General features: G+C 58.5%; 17 protein-coding genes. 10 read left to right on the plus strand and 7 right to left on the minus strand.

The genetic code is table 11. The annotated features are described in order from the left end of the window. Nucleotides 1–139: 139 nt before the first annotated feature. A complete protein-coding gene (gene pbpG, locus AA74_RS0120655; RefSeq protein ID WP_023293820.1) occupies nt 140–1,063 on the plus strand; it encodes a D-alanyl-D-alanine endopeptidase in 924 nt (307 codons plus the stop codon). 83 nt (nt 1,064–1,146) lie between these two features. On the opposite strand, the gene AA74_RS0120660 is transcribed toward pbpG, so the two are convergent. Both AA74_RS0120660 and dld read right to left on the minus strand, forming a co-directional pair. Next, entirely contained in the window at nt 1,147–1,701 is a 555-nt protein-coding gene (locus tag AA74_RS0120660; protein WP_008500902.1) for a GNAT family N-acetyltransferase, read from the minus strand. A 111-nt stretch (nt 1,702–1,812) separates the two neighbouring features. Beyond that, entirely contained in the window at nt 1,813–3,561 is a 1,749-nt protein-coding gene (dld, locus tag AA74_RS0120665) for a D-lactate dehydrogenase (RefSeq protein WP_023344538.1), read from the minus strand. A gap of 189 nt (nt 3,562–3,750) precedes the next feature. Between dld and bglX the strand changes: the two genes are divergently transcribed. From bglX to AA74_RS0120690, 5 genes are all read left to right on the plus strand, one after another. Next, the gene (bglX, locus tag AA74_RS0120670) at nt 3,751–6,048 is read left to right on the plus strand and encodes a beta-glucosidase BglX (RefSeq protein ID WP_025913211.1); all 2,298 of its coding nucleotides are present in this window, start codon (nt 3,751–3,753) and stop codon (nt 6,046–6,048) included. A gap of 147 nt (nt 6,049–6,195) precedes the next feature. Beyond that, entirely contained in the window at nt 6,196–7,113 is a 918-nt protein-coding gene (locus AA74_RS0120675) for an ABC transporter substrate-binding protein (protein ID WP_021241490.1), read from the plus strand. A gap of 12 nt (nt 7,114–7,125) precedes the next feature. Then, nucleotides 7,126–8,283 carry an ABC transporter permease gene (locus AA74_RS0120680; RefSeq protein WP_025913213.1) on the plus strand — a complete coding sequence of 386 codons (1,158 nt, stop codon included), beginning with the start codon at nt 7,126–7,128 and terminating at the stop codon, nt 8,281–8,283. Next, nucleotides 8,276–9,226 carry an ABC transporter ATP-binding protein gene (locus AA74_RS0120685; RefSeq protein WP_025913215.1) on the plus strand — a complete coding sequence of 317 codons (951 nt, stop codon included), beginning with the start codon at nt 8,276–8,278 and terminating at the stop codon, nt 9,224–9,226. The genes AA74_RS0120680 and AA74_RS0120685 overlap by 8 nt, the downstream gene beginning before the upstream one ends. Beyond that, nucleotides 9,210–9,947 carry an ABC transporter permease gene (locus AA74_RS0120690; protein WP_008500896.1) on the plus strand — a complete coding sequence of 246 codons (738 nt, stop codon included), beginning with the start codon at nt 9,210–9,212 and terminating at the stop codon, nt 9,945–9,947. Before AA74_RS0120685 ends, AA74_RS0120690 begins: the two co-directional genes overlap by 17 nt. Here the strand turns inward: AA74_RS0120690 and AA74_RS1000000123305 are convergent. Both AA74_RS1000000123305 and mlrA read right to left on the minus strand, forming a co-directional pair. Then, nucleotides 9,922–10,035, minus strand: a complete 114-nt coding sequence (locus tag AA74_RS1000000123305) for a protein YohO (protein ID WP_008500895.1) — start codon at nt 10,033–10,035, stop codon at nt 9,922–9,924. The two genes, AA74_RS0120690 and AA74_RS1000000123305, sit on opposite strands and share 26 nt — an antisense overlap. 69 nt (nt 10,036–10,104) lie before the next feature. After that, nucleotides 10,105–10,845 (minus strand): HTH-type transcriptional regulator MlrA, encoded by a 741-nt coding sequence (mlrA, locus tag AA74_RS0120700; protein ID WP_008500894.1) that lies wholly within the window; start codon nt 10,843–10,845, stop codon nt 10,105–10,107. A gap of 218 nt (nt 10,846–11,063) precedes the next feature. Here mlrA and AA74_RS0120705 point away from each other — a divergent pair, with 218 nt between their 5' ends. Genes AA74_RS0120705 through AA74_RS0120715 form a run of 3 tightly spaced genes read left to right on the plus strand, consistent with a single transcriptional unit; the run spans nt 11,064 to nt 13,979 of the window. Then, nucleotides 11,064–12,749, plus strand: coding sequence for a sensor histidine kinase (locus AA74_RS0120705; RefSeq protein ID WP_025913217.1), 1,686 nt, complete (start codon nt 11,064–11,066; stop codon nt 12,747–12,749). Further along, nucleotides 12,743–13,462: a two-component system response regulator BtsR gene (gene btsR / locus AA74_RS0120710; RefSeq protein WP_023344533.1), complete on the plus strand. Its 720-nt coding sequence runs from the start codon at nt 12,743–12,745 to the stop codon at nt 13,460–13,462. Before AA74_RS0120705 ends, btsR begins: the two co-directional genes overlap by 7 nt. Nucleotides 13,463–13,508: 46 nt before the next feature. Further along, the gene (locus tag AA74_RS0120715) at nt 13,509–13,979 is read left to right on the plus strand and encodes a DUF1456 family protein (RefSeq protein ID WP_008500891.1); all 471 of its coding nucleotides are present in this window, start codon (nt 13,509–13,511) and stop codon (nt 13,977–13,979) included. A gap of 110 nt (nt 13,980–14,089) precedes the next feature. Here the strand turns inward: AA74_RS0120715 and metG are convergent, their stop codons facing one another. Then, complete coding sequence (metG, locus tag AA74_RS0120720; RefSeq protein WP_025913220.1) at nt 14,090–16,123, minus strand: methionine--tRNA ligase; 2,034 nt, start codon at nt 16,121–16,123, stop codon at nt 14,090–14,092. A 137-nt stretch (nt 16,124–16,260) separates the two neighbouring features. Here metG and apbC point away from each other — a divergent pair, with 137 nt between their 5' ends. Continuing rightward, nucleotides 16,261–17,370 carry an iron-sulfur cluster carrier protein ApbC gene (gene apbC / locus AA74_RS0120725; RefSeq protein WP_008500889.1) on the plus strand — a complete coding sequence of 370 codons (1,110 nt, stop codon included), beginning with the start codon at nt 16,261–16,263 and terminating at the stop codon, nt 17,368–17,370. Nucleotides 17,371–17,462: 92 nt separating this feature from the next. Here apbC and AA74_RS0120730 read toward each other — a convergent pair whose 3' ends face one another. Then, nucleotides 17,463–17,948 (minus strand): GNAT family N-acetyltransferase, encoded by a 486-nt coding sequence (locus tag AA74_RS0120730; protein WP_025913221.1) that lies wholly within the window; start codon nt 17,946–17,948, stop codon nt 17,463–17,465. Beyond that, nucleotides 17,893–18,225: an RcnB family protein gene (locus AA74_RS0120735; RefSeq protein WP_008500887.1), complete on the minus strand. Its 333-nt coding sequence runs from the start codon at nt 18,223–18,225 to the stop codon at nt 17,893–17,895. Before AA74_RS0120735 ends, AA74_RS0120730 begins: the two co-directional genes overlap by 56 nt. Nucleotides 18,226–18,354 lie beyond the last annotated feature (129 nt).

Consider the following 18,354-nt stretch of genomic DNA (forward strand, 5'->3'; position numbering starts at 1 on the left):
GCAATGCAGCATCCGTTCACGATTATCCTCTGGCGACAACGCCCGCTGACGGCTATGATGCCGAGGCCAGCCTGTGTTTATCTAACAACCCAGGCGGTGTACGTCATAACGTGCGTGAATAATTATCAGAAGTCTCACCATGCTGAAATTCCGAGTCTCTTTACTTAGCCTGGCGCTGTTGCTGGGTGCGTCCGCAGTCGTACCGGCCGTCGCCAAAACGCCCGCGGTGACCACCGCTGCTGCTCAGCCGCAAATTGCGTCCGGCAGCGCGATGATTGTCGATCTCAACACCAATAAGGTGATTTACGCCAGCCATCCGGACCTGGTGCGACCGATCGCCTCAATTACCAAATTAATGACCGCGATGGTGGTGCTTGATGCCCATCTGCCGCTGGACGAAAAACTGAAAGTGGATATCAGCCACACGCCGGAGATGAAGGGGATCTACTCCCGCGTGCGCCTGAACAGTGAGATCAGCCGTAAGAATATGCTGCTGCTGGCGCTGATGTCGTCTGAAAACCGCGCGGCGGCGAGCCTGGCGCACCACTATCCGGGCGGCTACGACGCGTTTATCCGCGCGATGAACGCGAAAGCCAAAGCGCTGGGGATGAACAATACGCACTATGTTGAACCGACGGGTCTGTCGATCAACAACGTCTCCACGGCGCGCGATCTGACGAAACTGCTGATTGCCAGCAAACAGTACCCGCTGATTGGTCAGCTCAGTACCACCCGTGAAGAGATGGCGACCTTTGCGAACCCGGCCTATACGCTGCCGTTCCGCAATACTAACCATCTGGTATACCGGGATAACTGGAATATTCAGCTAACGAAAACCGGCTTTACCAACGCGGCCGGACACTGTCTGGTGATGCGCACCGTATTTAACGGTAAGCCGGTGGCGCTGGTAGTGATGGATGCCTTCGGCAAATATACGCACTTCGCCGACGCGAGCCGCCTGCGTACCTGGATTGAAACAGGAAAAGTGCAGCCTGTCCCGGCGGCGGCATTGACGTATAAAAAGCAGAAAGCGGAGCAGATGGCGACGGCGCAGAACGACTGAGCCGTCTGTCAGCGCCGGGTGGCGGCTTTGCCTTACCCGGCCTACAAACACTAAAAACGGTAACCCAGGTTACCGTTTTGCGTTTATTCCGGCAGCGTCCAGTCACCATCGTTGAGCGGGCGCTGCATAATCACCGTATCCCGCCAGTCGCCTTTCTTGTAGCCTACGCTGCGCAGCTGACCGACAATCACGAAACCATGTTTTTTATGCAGACGTAACGAGCCGGCATTGTTATTGCCATCTCCTACCACGGCAATCATCTGCCGCCACGGCCCTTGCTCGCAGCGTGCGATCAGCGCATCCATCAGTGCCGTGCCAAAACCGCGCCCGGTGATGCTGGCATCCACGTAAATCGACTCTTCCAGGGTATAGCGGTAGGCGTGTCGCGGTCGGTAAGGGGTGGCATAGCAGTAGCCCACCACAATGCCGCGGTACAGCGCGATAAGCCACGGTAAACCGTTCTCCGCCACGCTTTTCATGCGATGACGCATTTCGTCAATAGTCGGGGGGACTTCTTCAAATGACGCGCGCCCGTGAAGCACATGCCAGGCATAGATCGCGGCAATGGCATGCACATCATCGGGACGGGCGTCGCGCACTTCCAGCTCGGTCTCGGATAAAACATCAATAGCCGACATGATGTGCCTGCTCCTCTTATCGAAGGCCGGAGAAACGTTTCTCCGGCGATAAGCGGTTACTCTATTACGATTAAGGAGCGCTTAACAATCTCTCAAATTTGGCTGTAGGAATTAATCAGACGTTTGCGTTATGTGCCGCTCCGCGTCTGCGCTCTCTTTCCAGTATTTCTTCCGCGTTGTTTTACCGATGCCGGGATTCATGCTGTTTGTAGGGTCATTCTCGCGATAAAACTGCTTAAGTGCGTCAGGGGCTTTATAAAGATGTCCGACGTTGTGTTCCGCAGGATATTGTGCGCCGCGTTCACGCAGAAGGGCGAGCATCTGCTCCTTCAGTTCGTGTGCATCGACCCCTTTCTTGACGATGTAATCCTGATGGAAGACATAGCACATAAAGTGGCCGTAATAGAGCTTGTGCACCAGCTTGCTGTCGATTTCCGGCGGCAGGTGTTCAAACCACTCGGTGTCGTTACGCCGCAGGGCGATATCGAGCGCCAGAATATCTTCCACCTCTTCGGAATGTACCGCCTGATATCGGATGGCGGCCCCTGCGGCGGCAAAGCGGTGCAGGAACGCTTTGCTGCCCTCTTCAGGCGTACAGGCAAAGAAATCCCCTTCGGCGGTTTTAAAGAATTCGGTCAGCCAGCTCTGCGCTTCGGCAATTCCGTCTCCGGCCATTTTCAGCAGCAGGTGATGTTCGTACCTGTCGCGCCAGGTTTTCATCCTCTCCGGCAGATGCGCTGGGAAAACGTTGCCCAGCTTCTGCATAAAGCGGTCGGTGAAGTGGGGTTTGAACAGCGACACTTTCTCCAGCATCGCGTCGGTACGGCCCTTCATGGTGAAGAAGAACGGCATTTTGTCGGTGCCGAGCTTGTCGATCATCAGAAACGTGTCTTTGCCGTAGCGCTCGGCGATGTCGTAAATGTCCCGGTGCATGTACTCGCCGGCCACCGGCAGGTGGGTGAATTCGCCCAGAATATGACGGCGGATTTCCGTCAGAACCTCAGGCTGGTTGGTGCCGATGTAGAATACCTGCTGCTTTTTCTCGGCCGGGAAGGTGTCCAGACGTACCGCAAAAACGGCCAGCTTGCCCGCGCAGCCGGAGGATTCAAACAGGCGATCCGGGTCGGCGTTATAGCGCGCCGGCGTATCGGCATTGATATCCCGCACGCGGGTCACGTAGTCGTGATCGTGCGCATGGCGACCGTCGTGCTGAACGTCTTCATCCTTCACGCGATCGTCGTCGAGCTTGCTGAGGATCTGTTCTGGCGTGACGCCGAGATCGATTCCCAGGTGGTTCACCAGCGTCAGCTTGCCGTTTTCGTCAATACGGGCAAACAGGGACATCTCGGTATAGGCGGGGCCGCGCTGCACCAGCGAGCCGCCGGAGTTATTGCAGATCCCACCGACCACCGAGGCGCCAATACAGGAGGAGCCGATCACCGAGTGCGGTTCGCGGCCCAGCGGCTTAAGCGCTTTTTCGAGGGAGTAGAGCGTCGTGCCGGGGAACGCGAGCACCTGCTCGCCTTTATCCAGCAGGTGCAGCTTGTCGAGGCGCAGGGTGCTGATAATCACGATGTCACGATCGTAATCGTTGCCGTTCGGCGTGGAGCCTTCGGTCAGGCCGGTGTTGGCCGCCTGCATTAAAATAATCTTGTCGGCGGCGACGCAGGCGCTCAGGACGCGCCACAGCTCCAGCAGCGTGCCGGGGAAAACCACCGCCAGCGCCTCGCCCTGACCGGAGCGGAAGCCCTTGCGGTAGCGGGCGGTTTTAGCCGGGTCGGTAAGCAGGTGAGAGGAGCCAACCAGGCGCGACAGTTCGTTAATAAAGGTTTTGTTATCGTCAGTTCGAACAGAAGACATCTTCCACTCCTTGTGGTGGGGCAAATTTCTCGCTGTAAAGCATAGCGCGATTAACTGTTAAGCGGTCGAGTATTCACGAGAAAAATCAGAGAATAACCCTGCAACGATCGGAGGGTTTGTGGCACACTGCGCTTTTCGCACGGTATGGCCGAGATCGTCCGGCGGTTATTGATGAGAGAGTAAAACGACATGAAATGGCTATGTTCTGTAGGTGTCGCCGTCAGCCTGGCGCTGCAACCTGCGCTGGCAGAGGATTTGTTTGGCAATCACCCGCTCACGCCTGAAGCGCGGGACGCGTTTGTCACGGAATTGCTCAAGAAAATGACGGTCGATGAGAAAATCGGCCAGCTGCGTCTGATCAGCGTCGGCCCGGATAATCCGAAAGAGGCCATCCGCGAGATGATCAAAGACGGGCAGGTAGGGGCCATCTTTAATACCGTCACCCGCCAGGATATCCGCAAGATGCAGGACCAGGTGATGGATCTCAGCCGCCTGAAAATTCCCCTGTTCTTTGCCTACGACGTGGTGCACGGCCAGCGTACCGTCTTCCCCATCAGCCTCGGCTTAGCGTCTTCCTTTAACCTCGACGCGGTGAAAACCGTCGGGCGCGTGTCGGCTTATGAAGCGGCGGACGACGGCCTGAACATGACCTGGGCACCCATGGTGGACGTCTCGCGCGATCCGCGCTGGGGCCGCGGCTCGGAAGGCTTTGGTGAAGATACGTATTTAACCTCCACGATGGGTAAAACCATGGTGGAAGCGATGCAGGGCAAAAGCCCGGCGGACCGCTACTCGGTGATGACCAGCGTCAAACACTTTGCGGCCTACGGCGCGGTAGAGGGCGGTAAAGAGTACAACACCGTCGACATGAGCCCGCAGCGCCTGTTCAACGACTACATGCCGCCGTACAAGGCAGGGCTGGATGCGGGCAGCGGCGCGGTGATGGTGGCGCTGAACTCGCTGAACGGCACGCCTGCAACCTCTGATTCCTGGCTGCTGAAAGACGTGCTGCGCGACCAGTGGGGCTTTAAGGGCATCACCGTTTCCGACCACGGCGCGATTAAAGAGCTGATCAAACACGGTACCGCCTCCGATCCGGAAGACGCGGTGCGCGTCGCGCTCAAGTCCGGCATCAACATGAGCATGAGCGACGAGTATTACAGCAAGTACCTGCCGGGGCTGGTGAAGAGCGGCAAGGTGACGATGGCGGAGCTGGACGATGCCACCCGTCACGTGCTGAACGTGAAATACGACATGGGGCTGTTTAACGATCCGTACAGCCACCTGGGTCCGAAAGACTCCGACCCGGCAGATACCAATGCCGAAAGCCGCCTGCACCGCAAAGAGGCGCGTGACGTGGCGCGCGAAAGCCTGGTGCTGCTGAAGAACCGCCTCGACACGCTGCCGCTGAAAAAATCCGGCACCATTGCCGTGGTGGGGCCGCTGGCCGACAGCAAGCGCGACGTCATGGGGAGCTGGTCTGCGGCGGGCGTGGCTGACCAGTCCGTGACCGTGCTGACCGGTATCAAGAGTGCCGTCGGTGAAAACGCCAAAGTGATTTACGCCAAAGGGGCGAACGTCACCAACGATAAAGACATCGTGACCTTCCTCAACCAGTACGAGGAAGCGGTGAAGGTCGATCCGCGCACGCCGAAGGAGATGATTGACGAGGCGGTGAACGCCGCGAAGCAGTCTGACGTCGTTGTTGCGGTCGTGGGTGAAGCGCAGGGTATGGCGCACGAAGCCTCCAGCCGTACCGATATCACCATTCCACAGAGCCAGCGCGATCTGATCGCCGCCCTGAAAGCCACCGGCAAGCCGCTGGTGCTGGTGCTGATGAACGGTCGTCCGCTGGCGCTGGTGAAGGAAGACCAGCAGGCTGACGCCATTCTGGAAACCTGGTTCGCCGGTACCGAAGGCGGTAACGCCATCGCCGACGTGCTGTTTGGCGATTACAACCCGTCGGGCAAGCTGCCGATGTCCTTCCCGCGCTCCGTCGGGCAGATCCCGGTGTACTACAGCCACCTGAACACCGGTCGCCCGTATAACGCCGACAAGCCGAACAAGTACACCTCTCGCTACTTCGACGAAGCTAACGGCCCGCTCTATCCGTTTGGTTACGGCCTGAGCTACACCACCTTCAAGGTCTCCGACGTGAAAATGTCGGCGCCGACCCTGAAGCGTGACGGCAACGTCACCGCCAGCGTTGAGGTGACCAACACCGGCAAGCGCGAAGGGGCTACGGTGATCCAGATGTACGTGCAGGATGTCACCGCGTCGATGAGCCGTCCGGTGAAACAACTGCGCGGCTTCGAGAAGGTCACGCTGAAGCCGGGGGAAACCAAAACCATCAGCTTCCCGATCGACGTGGATGCGCTGAAGTTCTGGAACCAGCAGATGAAATACGATGCGGAACCGGGCAAATTTAACGTCTTTATCGGCGTGGACTCCGCCCGCGTGAATAAAGGCGAGTTCGAGCTGCTGTAACCTTTTCCTCCTTTGCCTCCCCCCGTCCTGCGGGGGAGGCGTCTTACCTTATGCTAAAAAGGCATTTTGACGGTTAATTCCGCCGTTTTAAGCTACGCTTTTCTCTCAAGCCTCTGAAAAAGGCAGCAAAAAAATGAGGATAGCGGAATGACGATTGCAAAGGGGATGTTGGGATCTGCGGTGTTACTGGCGGCGCTGAGCCTGCCGTTACAGGCGGCGGAGCCGGTAAAAGTGGGTTCGAAGATCGATACCGAAGGCGCGCTGCTCGGCAATATTATTTTGCAGGTGCTGGAAAGCCACGGCGTGAAAACGGTCAATAAAGTCCAGCTCGGCACCACGCCCGTCGTGCGCGGCGCGATTACCTCCGGCGAGCTGGATATCTACCCGGAATACACCGGCAACGGCGCATTCTTCTTCAAAGATGAAAACGATCCGGCATGGAAAAACGCCAAAGCCGGGTATGAGAAAGTCAAAAAACTCGACGCGGAACAGAACAAACTGGTCTGGCTGACCCCGGCGCCGGCCAACAACACCTGGACTATCGCCGTGCGCAAGGACGTGGCGGAGAAAGGGAAGCTGACTACCCTGGCGGATCTCAGCCGCTACCTGAAAGAGAAGGGCGACTTTAAGCTTGCGGCGTCGGCGGAGTTTATCGAGCGTCCTGACGCGCTGCCCGCGTTTGAAAAAGCCTACGACTTCAAGCTCGACCAGGCGCAGCTTCTCTCGCTGGCGGGCGGGGATACCGCGGTGACCATCAAAGCGGCGGCACAGCAAACTTCCGGCGTTAACGCGGCCATGGCCTACGGTACCGACGGCCCGGTGGCGGCGCTTGGCCTGCAGACCCTGACCGATCCAAAAGGTGTACAGCCAATTTACGCGCCGACCCCGGTGGTGCGTGAGGCGGTGCTGAAAGCGTACCCGGACATTGCAGAATGGCTCAAACCGGTCTTCGAAAAGCTGGATGAAAAAACGCTGCAGCAGCTGAATGCCAGCATTGCCGTCGAGGGGCTGGATGCCAAAAAAGTGGCCGCCGACTTCCTGAAACAACAAGGGCTTGTGAAGTAACGGGAAAAGGCTGTGCCAATAAAATGTCATAACCGCGTCCTGCTGCTGCTGGTCTGCGTGGCCATCGCGGCGGTCGCGTTACCGTTTGTCAACGTTGCCCCAAACCGCCTGATGTCGGGGGAGGGAAAAGCGCTCTGGCAGGTCTGGTCGTTTACGCCGGGGTGGCTGGCGGCGGCGCTGGGCGCGTGGGTGATCCTGTCGCTCTGGCAGGGACGCCCGGCCCAGTGGCTGACGCTGCTTCTCTCTGAAGGGCTGTTTATTCTCCTGTTTTGGAGCGCCGGGCTGGCGGCGACGCATATGGCCTCGGCGGAAAGTCCGCTGGCGAGAACCACTATCGGCAGCGGCCTGTGGCTGTGGCTGGCGCTCTGCCTGCTGGCCTGCAGCGATGCGATTCGTCGACTCATCCCCAGCGCCATCTGGCGCTGGGTGCTCAATGCGCAGATATGGTGTATTCCTTTACTCCTGCTGTTCAGCGGTGAGCTGAACAACCTCTCGCTGTTAAAAGAGTACGCCAACCGTCAGGAGGTGTTTGATGATGCCCTCGCGCAGCACCTGACGATCCTCTTCGGTACGCTCTTTCCGGCGCTTCTGGTTGGGATCCCCCTTGGCATGTGGTGCTATCGCCATCCTTCACGCCAGGGCGGGGTTTTTGCCGTGCTCAATGTTATCCAGACCATTCCTTCCGTCGCGCTGTTTGGCCTGCTGATTGCGCCGCTGGCCGGGCTGGTGAAGTCGTTTCCGGCGCTGGGAATGCTGGGAATAGCCGGAACGGGATTAACGCCCGCGCTTATCGCGCTGGTGCTGTATGCCCTGCTGCCGCTGGTACGCGGCGTGGTCGCGGGCTTAGGCCAGGTCGCACCTGACGTGCTGGAAAGCGCCCATGCGATGGGAATGAGCGCGCGGCAGTGTTTCTGGAAAATTCAGCTGCCGCTGGCGCTGCCCCTGCTGTTGCGCAGCCTGAGGGTGGTGGCGGTCCAGACCGTCGGCATGGCGGTGATTGCGGCGCTGATTGGCGCGGGCGGCTTTGGCGCGCTGGTCTTCCAGGGGCTGCTGAGCAGTGCCCTGGATCTGGTGTTATTGGGCGTGGTGCCCACGATTGCGCTGGCGGTTGTCGTCGACGCACTGTTTGCCTTATGGCTCGCGCTGCTCGGGAGAAGAGCCAATGATTGAATTTCATGATGTCAGTAAAACCTTTGCCGGTCGCCCCGCGGCGAGCCACCTGAACCTGAACTTTGCCGAGGGGGCGTTTTCCGTGCTGATTGGCACCTCCGGGTCGGGCAAATCCACCACCCTGAAGATGATCAACCGGCTGGTTGAGCATGACAGCGGGCTGATTCGCTTTGCCGGGGAAGAGATCCGCAGCCTGCCGGTGCTGGAGTTGCGCCGTCGGATGGGCTATGCCATTCAGTCCATCGGCCTGTTTCCGCACTGGACGGTGGCGCAGAACATCGCCACCGTGCTGCAGCTGGAAAAATGGTCGCGGACGAAAATCGCCGAACGTGTTGATGAGCTGATGGCTCTGCTGGGGCTAGAGCCCGCGCTGCGCGACCGCTATCCGCACCAGCTTTCCGGCGGGCAGCAGCAGCGCGTGGGCGTGGCGCGTGCGCTGGCGGCCAACCCGCAGGTGCTGCTGATGGACGAACCCTTCGGCGCGCTGGATCCGGTCACGCGCGGGGCGCTGCAGGCGGAGATGACCCGCATTCACCGCATTCTCGGACGCACGATCGTACTCGTGACGCACGATATTGATGAAGCCCTGCGCCTGGCCGACCATCTGGTGCTGATGGATCATGGCGAAGTGGTGCAGCAGGGCTCGCCGCTTGAGCTGTTAACCTGGCCGAAGAACGACTTTGTGCGCGAGTTTTTTGGCCGCAGCGAGTTGGGCGTCAGGCTGCTCTCCCTGCGAACGGTGAGCGACTATATGCGTCGGGAGGCGGCGCCGGTGAGCGGCGAACCGCTGCAGGCGCAGATGAGCCTGCGGGATGCGCTCTCCGCGTTTGTCGCGCGCCAGTGCGAAGTATTGCCCGTTGCGGATGCCCGGGGCGCGCCGTGCGGCACCTTACACTTTCGCGATCTGCTGGCCGGGGAGGTGACGCGTGAAGGCACTGCGTGATCCGCTCCTCTGGCTGGTAGCGCTCTTTGTCGGCTTACTGTTTCTGATGCCCCACAGCGCGGCGCTGTTTAACAGTCTCTTTCCCGGGCTGCCGCGGCCGGTATATCAGCAGGAGAGCTTCATTAATCTCGCCCTGGCGCATCTCTGGCTGGTGGCGCTCTCAAGCGCCATCGCGGTTGTGCTGGGCGTGGGGGCGGGCATCGCGGTTACGCGGCCCGCAGGCCGGGAGTTTCGCCCGCTGGTGGAGACGATTGCGGCCATCGGACAGACGTTTCCCCCGGTGGCGGTGCTGGCGATAGCGGTGCCGGTGATGGGCTTTGGCCAACAGCCTGCCATCATTGCGCTGATTCTGTACGGCGTATTGCCGGTGCTGCAGGGCACGCTGGCGGGCCTCGCGGCGGTACCTGCGTCCGTGCTGAGCGTGGCGGAAGGGATGGGGATGAGTCGCGGTCAGCGGCTACGCAAGGTTGAACTGCCGCTAGCGGCACCGGTTATCATTGCCGGGATCCGCACGTCGGTCATCATTAACATCGGGACGGCGACCATTGCGTCGACGGTCGGCGCTAATACGCTGGGCACGCCGATCATTATCGGCTTAAGCGGGTTTAATACGGCGTATATTGTGCAGGGAGCGCTGCTGGTTGCGCTGGCGGCAATCGTCGTCGATCGCGCTTTTGAGCGGCTGGCGCTGTACCTCAGCCGACACCGCCGCGAACAATAAACGAGTACCCTGCCAGCATCACGCCGCCGATACCGCTTACGGCCATCAGGACAAAAAGGGTAATAATGGCCAGTTTGGTTGCCTTCATCATGTGCTCCTGTTGTTAACGGAACAATTATACGGTGAAGCGCAGCTGTTAATGAACCATTAAATGCCGTTATGGCTCATCCGGACCAAGGGAATAGACCGGGTAACCATTCTCACGCCATTCCGTCAGCAGCTGTTGCTGCGAGGCGGACGGCACTTCGCCACACCAGACCAGCAGGGTCTGGCCGTCGAAAAACTCAGGTCTGAGCTGCGCCAGCGAGTGCGCCAGAACATCCACGCGCCAGCCCTTCTGGGTGGCAATCCACGCTTCCAGCCACAGGCGGGTGGTATCGTGTACGTTCCAGCCGACAACCAGCGCATCTTTTCCGGCTTTGTTCTTCGCTGAGGCAAGGCAGACGGCAATGTAGTTGATCAGCACGCCGTCGAGCATGCTGAGCAGCGCCTGCAGGGTGGACTGCTGGCACTGCAGGCGTCGCCGGAGCGGAATGAAAAGATGGGAGATCAGCGTCTGCGCCGGGTAATCGCGACCCTGCTCTTTTATCCATCCACGCAGGCGCTGCAGGTTGCCCGCCTGCAGGAGCCGCAGCAGGGTTTCCTGTTGTTCGCGCCAGAGATGTTGCGTATCCGGGTCGTCGTGGCTCAGCAGGGACTTCACTTTCCCAACCTGCACGCCGTTGTCGATCCAGCTTTTGATTTCACGAATGCGGTCGATATCGTCATCATTAAAAAGGCGATGCCCACCGTCGGTCCTCTGCGGTTTGAGTAATCCATACCGTCGCTGCCACGCCCGTAGGGTAACGGGATTGATATCACAAAGGAGTGCCACTTCACCGATCGTGTAAAGCGCCATATTCGCCCCCTGGCTTACGCGTCCCCAGCTTAACTGTAGACCCACTTTGCCGAACCAGGAAGAATTGATTGTTTTTTACACAAAGAATGCGAAGCGTATGCGATATTCTGAAAAAGGTGTGATAACGGGCACGATTTTACGCTTTTTTGGGATGCTTCAAAGAAAGTTGAGCCGCATCCGTGTATGTTACGCGTTTTTTAGCGTGTGCGGTTTTGAGTATGTACGAGTTTAACCTGGTGCTGCTGTTGCTTCAGCAGATGTGCGTGTTTCTGGTCATTGCCTGGCTGATGAGCAAAACGCGCCTGTTTATCCCGCTGATGCAGGTCACCGTCCGTCTGCCGCACAAATTCCTCTGCTACGTCGTATTTTCCATATTCTGCATTATGGGGACCTGGTTTGGTCTTCATATCGAAGACTCTATTGCCAATACGCGCGCTATCGGCGCGGTGATGGGCGGGCTGCTCGGCGGTCCCGTCGTCGGGGGGCTTGTCGGTTTAACCGGGGGGCTGCATCGCTATTCCATGGGCGGGATGACGGCGCTGAGCTGTATGATCTCCACGATCGTTGAAGGGCTTCTCGGCGGTCTGGTGCACAGCTATATGATCAAGCGCGGTCGCCCGGACAAGGTATTTAGTCCGCTGACCGCCGGTGCCATTACCTTTGTGGCCGAAATGGCGCAGATGGCGATCATCCTGCTGATTGCCCGTCCGTTTGAGGATGCGCTGCACCTGGTCAGCAGCATTGCCGCTCCGATGATGGTGACCAATACCGTGGGCGCGGCGCTGTTTATGCGCATTCTGCTCGACAAGCGCGCCATGTTTGAGAAGTACACCTCGGCCTTTTCCGCCACGGCGCTGAAGGTTGCCGCCTCGACCGAAGGGATCCTGCGCCAGGGGTTCAACGAAGAGAACAGCATGAAGGTGGCCCAGGTGCTCTACAAGGAGCTGGATATCGGCGCGGTGGCGATAACCGATCGGGAAAAGCTGCTGGCTTTTACCGGTACGGGCGACGATCACCATCTGCCGGGCAAGCCGATCTCCTCAGCCTATACGCTGCGCGCCATCGAAACCGGCGAGGTGGTGTATGCCGACGGTAACGAAGTGCCTTACCGCTGTTCGCTGCATCCCCAGTGCAAGCTGGGCTCCACGCTGGTGATTCCGCTTCGCGGCGAGAATCAGCGGGTGATGGGCACCATCAAGCTGTATGAGGCGAAAAACCGTCTGTTCAGCTCCATCAACCGCACGCTGGGGGAGGGGATCGCCCAGCTGCTGTCCGCGCAAATCCTCGCCGGGCAGTATGAGCGGCAGAAAGCCCTGCTGACGCAGTCGGAGATTAAGCTGCTGCATGCCCAGGTCAATCCGCATTTCCTGTTCAACGCCCTCAATACGCTTAAAGCGGTGATCCGCCGCGACAGCGATCAGGCCGCCCAACTGGTGCAGTTTCTGTCAACCTTTTTCCGCAAGAACCTGAAGCGGCCGTCGGAGATCGTGACCCTCGCCGATGAGATTGAGCACGTGAATGCCTATCTGCAGATTGAGCAGGCGCGTTTCCAGTCGCGTCTGCAGGTGTCGCTCTCCGTGCCGGACGAGCTGGCGTATCAGCATCTTCCGGCCTTTACCCTGCAGCCGATTGTCGAAAACGCCATTAAGCACGGTACATCACAGCTGCTGGGAAGGGGCGAGATAACCATTGCCGCCAGCCGATTCAACCATCACCTGGTGCTGGATATTGAAGATAATGCCGGGCTTTATCAGCCTTCCGCCTCCGGCGGTTTAGGGATGAGCCTGGTGGATAAACGCCTGCGCGCCCATTTTGGCGACGACTGTGGCATTACCGTCGCCTGCGAGCCCGACCGATTTACCCGTATTACCGTACGACTGCCGCTGGAGGAAAACGCATGTTAAGAGTGCTGATTGTGGATGACGAGCCGCTGGCACGGGAAAACCTGCGCGTTCTGCTGCAGGAGCAGCCGGATGTTGAGATTGTGGGGGAATGCGCCAACGCCATTGAGGCTATCGGCGCGGTGCACAAGCTGCGCCCGGACGTGCTGTTCCTCGACATTCAGATGCCCCGCATCAGCGGGCTGGAGATGGTCGGCATGCTTGACCCGGAACATCGTCCCTACATCGTGTTTCTGACGGCGTTCGACGAATATGCCGTTAAGGCCTTTGAGGAGCATGCGTTTGATTATTTACTCAAGCCGATTGAAGAGAAGCGTCTGGATAAAACGCTCACCCGTTTACGCCAGGAGCGCACCGTGCAGGACGTCACGCTGCTGGCGGAGAACCAGCAGCCGCTGAAGTTTATCCCCTGCACCGGGCACAGCCGGATCTATCTTCTGCAGATGGATGATGTGGCCTTTGTCAGCAGCCGCCTGAGCGGGGTATTTGTTACCAGCGCGGAAGGGAACGAAGGGTTTACCGAGCTGACCCTGCGCACGCTGGAGAGCCGCACGCCGCTGATTCGCTGTCACCGCCAGTACCTGGTGAATATGGCGCATCTGAAGGAGATCCGCCTGGAAGATAACGGCCAGGCCGAGCTGGTGCTGCGCGCCGGGCAAACCGTCCCGGTCAGCCGCCGCTACCTGAAGAGTTTGAAAGAGGCGATTGGGCTGTAAAGCTGGTACACTGCGCGCCATTGCATCATCGACATTCGAAGGCTCTATGCTAAGTAACGATATTCTTCGTAGCCTGCGCTACACCCTGAAAGCGAACAATAACGATATGGTGCGCATTCTTGCGCTGTCCGACATGGAATCCACGTCTGCGAGTTTTGACACGTGGATGACCAAAGAAGACGAAGAGGGGTTTGTCCGCTGTCCTGATATCATTCTGTCGGGCTTCCTGAACGGCCTGATTTACGATAAGCGCGGCAAAGATCCGGCCGCGCCAGAGCTGGCGCTGGAGCGTCGGGTGAACAACAACACGGTGCTGAAAAAGCTGCGTATCGCGTTCTCGCTGAAAACGGACGATATCGTGGCGATCATGACCGAGCAAAAATTCCGCGTATCCGTGCCGGAAGTGACCGCCATGATGCGCGCACCGGATCATAAAAACTACCGCGAGTGCGGCGACCAGTTCCTGCGTAATTTCCTGCGCGGGCTGACCCACCGGGTGCATCACCCGAAGGCGTGATGTTTAGCCGGGTGGCGGCTTCGCCTTACCCGGCCTACAAAACCCGTAGGCCCGTGCAGGCGTAGCGCCGCCGGGCAAAAAAAAGCCGGAGATAATCTCCGGCTTTTTTGTTATTTCACCTGCTGGCCAGGCTTCGCGCCTTCGTCAGGGCTTAACAGGAAGATATCTTTCCCGCCAGGGCCTGCGGCCATCACCATACCCTCAGAGATGCCGAAGCGCATTTTGCGCGGCGCCAGGTTGGCGACCATCACGGTCTGACGGCCGATCAGCACCTGCGGGTCCGGATAGGCAGAACGGATGCCGGAGAAGACGTTGCGCTTCTCGCCGCCCAGATCCAGCGTCAGGCGCAGCAGCTTGTCAGAGCCGTCCACAAACTCCGCGTTCTCGATCAGCGCCACGCGCAGGTCGACTTTGGCGAAATCATCGAAGGTAATGGTTTCCTGAATCGGATCGTCCGCCAGCGGGCCGGTGACCGGTGCCGCAGCTGCCTTCACCTCTTCTTTAGAGGCTTCCACCAGGGCGTCAACCTGCTTCATCTCGATGCGGTTGTAAAGCGCTTTGAAGGTGTTGACCTTGTGGCCGAGCAGCGGCTGCTGAATAGCATCCCAGGTCAGTTCGGTGTTCAGGAACGCTTCAGCGCGGGCTGCCAGCTGCGGCAGAACCGGCTTAAGCCAGGTCATTAGCACGCGGAACATGTTCAGACCCATGGTGCAGATCGCCTGCAGGTCGGCGTCGCGGCCTTCCTGTTTCGCGACCACCCACGGAGCCTGTTCGTCCACATAGCGGTTGGCAACATCGGCCAGCGCCATGATTTCGCGAATCGCTTTACCGAATTCACGGCTTTCCCAGGCTTCGCCAACCGCAGCGGCGGCATCGGTGAAGGTTTTATACAGCACCGGATCGGCCAGTTCGGCAGAAAGCACGCCGTCAAAGCGCTTGGCGATAAAGCCCGCGTTACGGGACGCCAGGTTCACTACCTTGTTGACGATGTCCGCGTTTACGCGCTGCACGAAATCTTCCAGGTTCAGGTCGATATCGTCGATGCGGGAAGAGAGCTTCGCGGTGTAGTAGTAGCGCAGGCTGTCCGCGTCAAAGTGGTTCAGCCAGGTGCTGGCCTTGATGAACGTCCCGCGGGACTTGGACATCTTGGCACCGTTCACCGTCACGTAGCCGTGAACAAACAGGTTGGTTGGCTTGCGGAAGTTACTGCCTTCCAGCATGGCCGGCCAGAACAGGCTGTGGAAGTAAACGATGTCTTTGCCGATGAAGTGGTACAGCTCGGAGGTAGAGTCTTTCTTCCAGTATTCGTCGAAGCTGACGGTGTCGCCACGCTTGTCGCACAGGTTCTTGAAGGAGCCCATGTAGCCGATTGGCGCGTCCAGCCAGACGTAGAAGTATTTGCCCGGCGCGTTCGGGATTTCGAAGCCGAAATACGGCGCATCGCGGGAGATATCCCACTGCTGCAGGCCGGATTCGAACCACTCCTGCATCTTGTTCGCCACCTGCTCCTGCAGCGCGCCGCTGCGGGTCCACGCCTGCAGCATTTCGCTGAAGGACGGCAGGTCAAAGAAGAAGTGCTCGGAGTCACGCATCACAGGCGTGGCGCCGGAAACCACGGATTTCGGCTCGATAAGCTCGGTCGGGCTGTAGGTCGCGCCGCACACTTCGCAGTTATCGCCATACTGGTCCGGGGATTTACATTTCGGACAGGTGCCTTTGACGAAGCGGTCCGGCAGGAACATGCCTTTTTCCGGATCGTACAGCTGAGAGATGGTGCGGTTTTTGATAAAACCGTTCTCTTTCAGACGGGTGTAGATCAGCTCCGACAGCTCGCGGTTTTCGTCGCTGTGCGTGGAGTGATAGTTGTCATAGCTGATGTCAAAGCCAGCAAAATCGGTCTGATGCTCCTGACTCATTTCGGCAATCATCTGCTCCGGGGAGATCCCCAGCTGCTGCGCTTTCAGCATGATCGGCGTGCCGTGGGCATCGTCCGCACAGATGAAGTTAACCTCGTGGCCGCGCATTCGCTGGTAACGGACCCAGACATCAGCCTGGATATGCTCCAGCATGTGGCCGAGGTGGATTGAGCCGTTGGCGTACGGCAGTGCGCACGTTACCAGAATTTTCTTCGCGACTTGAGTCATAGTAGGCATTACTTCTTTTAACTGTGAAAAGGGTTTTTGATATTACCAAAAGGGGCATTATTAAGTAAGCACAAACCACGGCCTTTCAGGTAAACTTGTTCATCTAAGGTCTTATTCACAAGAACAAAGGAGTCGGGATGAGTTCTCAATCCCAGGCCAAATCACCGGAAGCCTTACGAGCAATGGTCGCCGGGACGCTGGCTAACTTTCAGCATCCAACCCTGAAGCACAATCTCACTACGCTGAAAGCGTTACACCACGTTGCCTGGCTGGACGACACGCTGCACGTTGAGCTGCAGATGCCGTTCGTCTGGACCAGCGCCTTTGACGCGCTGAAAGAGCAGACCAGCGCCGAGCTGCTGCGCATTACCGGCGCGAAGGCGATCGACTGGAAGCTGAGCCACAGCATCGCCACGCTGAAGCGCGTGAAAAACCAGCCTGGCGTCAACGGCGTGAAAAACATCATTGCCGTCAGCTCGGGCAAGGGCGGGGTGGGGAAATCCTCTACTGCCGTAAACCTGGCGCTGGCGCTGGCAGCGGAAGGGGCAAAGGTCGGTATTCTGGATGCCGACATCTACGGCCCGTCTATTCCAAACATGCTGGGCGCGGAAAACCAGCGTCCAACCTCACCGGACGGCACCCACATGGCGCCGATCATGGCGCACGGTCTGGCGACCAACTCCATCGGTTACCTGGTGACTGATGATAACGCCATGGTCTGGCGCGGCCCGATGGCCAGCAAAGCGCTGCTGCAGATGCTGCAGGAGACGATGTGGCCGGATCTGGATTATCTGGTGCTGGACATGCCGCCGGGGACCGGTGACATCCAGCTCACGCTGGCGCAGAACATTCCGGTGACGGGAGCCGTTGTGGTGACCACGCCGCAGGATATCGCGCTGATCGACGCCAAAAAAGGCATCGTGATGTTCGAGAAGGTGGAAGTGCCGGTGCTCGGTATCGTTGAGAACATGAGCATGCACATCTGCAGCAACTGCGGTCACCACGAACCTATCTTCGGTACGGGCGGGGCAGAAAAACTGGCTGCGAAGTATCACACCCAACTGCTGGGACAGATGCCGCTGCACATTACCCTGCGTGAAGATCTGGACAGCGGCAAGCCGACGGTCGTCAGCCGTCCGGACAGCGAATTTGCAGAGATGTATCGTCAGCTGGCGGGACGCGTTGCGGCGCAGCTTTACTGGCAGGGCGAAGTCATCCCGGGCGAAATCGCGTTCCGCGCGGTGTAATACCTCTTCGCTTAGTGCCGGGTGGCGGCTTCGCCTTACCCGGCCTACGAAATACGGTTTTGTAGGTCAGGTAAGCGAAGCGCCACCTGACTTTACCCAAGCCGATAGTGCATCAAATAATACTCTCCCTCCGGAGAATTCCCCGTCGCCTCAATGTGCCAGCCGTGCCGCTGGTAAAACGCGACAGCCCGCGCATTCTTCACCAGACACTTAAGCGAACCTGTACTGGTAAACGTCTTCTGCACCTGTTCCAGAAGCATTTTCCCGACGCCGTGGCTTTGATACTGTGGGTCAACAAAGAGGTTGTGCAGAAAATTATCGTTCGCCCAGACGGAGGCAAAGCCCAGGCGATGGCCGTTCTGCGTGGCAACCCAAATCACTTCGTCACGGGTGGCCGCGTCAAAGTCTTCAAGCTGCCAGTCTGAGCTGTCCAGCCATGGCCAGGCCTCACGCCGGGCGTGGAGAAAGAGCGTGCGCAGGAAAGGACGATCGCTTTCCTGCCAGGGGCGGATCAGAATGGTCTTAGCGGTGATAGAAAATATCTCCGTTATAGGCTTTGTAGATTTTGCCGTCCGCATCGCCGATCAGCACGTAGTTCTCGCCCATGTAGGTCCAGTGGGTTCCGGCATCCGGAGCCGGCAGGTTACGCAACTGGTACTGTTTGATGGTGTACTCCGGCGTTTGATACTGCGCCGGCGCCGTGTCGCCAATCTTGAATTTCGTGAAGTCAGCGATGAACTCTTGTTCTTCATAGGCCTTGATGCCGGAGGGTGCAGCGGCCGTTTGCGGGGCAGAGAATGCGGATCCCGCCAGAGACAGTAATACACCCAGAAGCAGCAGTTTACGCTTAGCCATTTTTTCTCCAGTGATATCGTTACAGATACTTTTCGTCTGCGGGACGTCGAAAGCGAAGCAGACAGTCCATTTTAAGTATCCACGCAGGGTATGTTTGAAAAAAAATGTAACAAAAGTGGACGGTTTTGT

Source organism: Enterobacter sp. 5-4, from assembly GCF_000612205.1.
GTDB classification, from domain to species: domain Bacteria; phylum Pseudomonadota; class Gammaproteobacteria; order Enterobacterales; family Enterobacteriaceae; genus Enterobacter; species Enterobacter roggenkampii.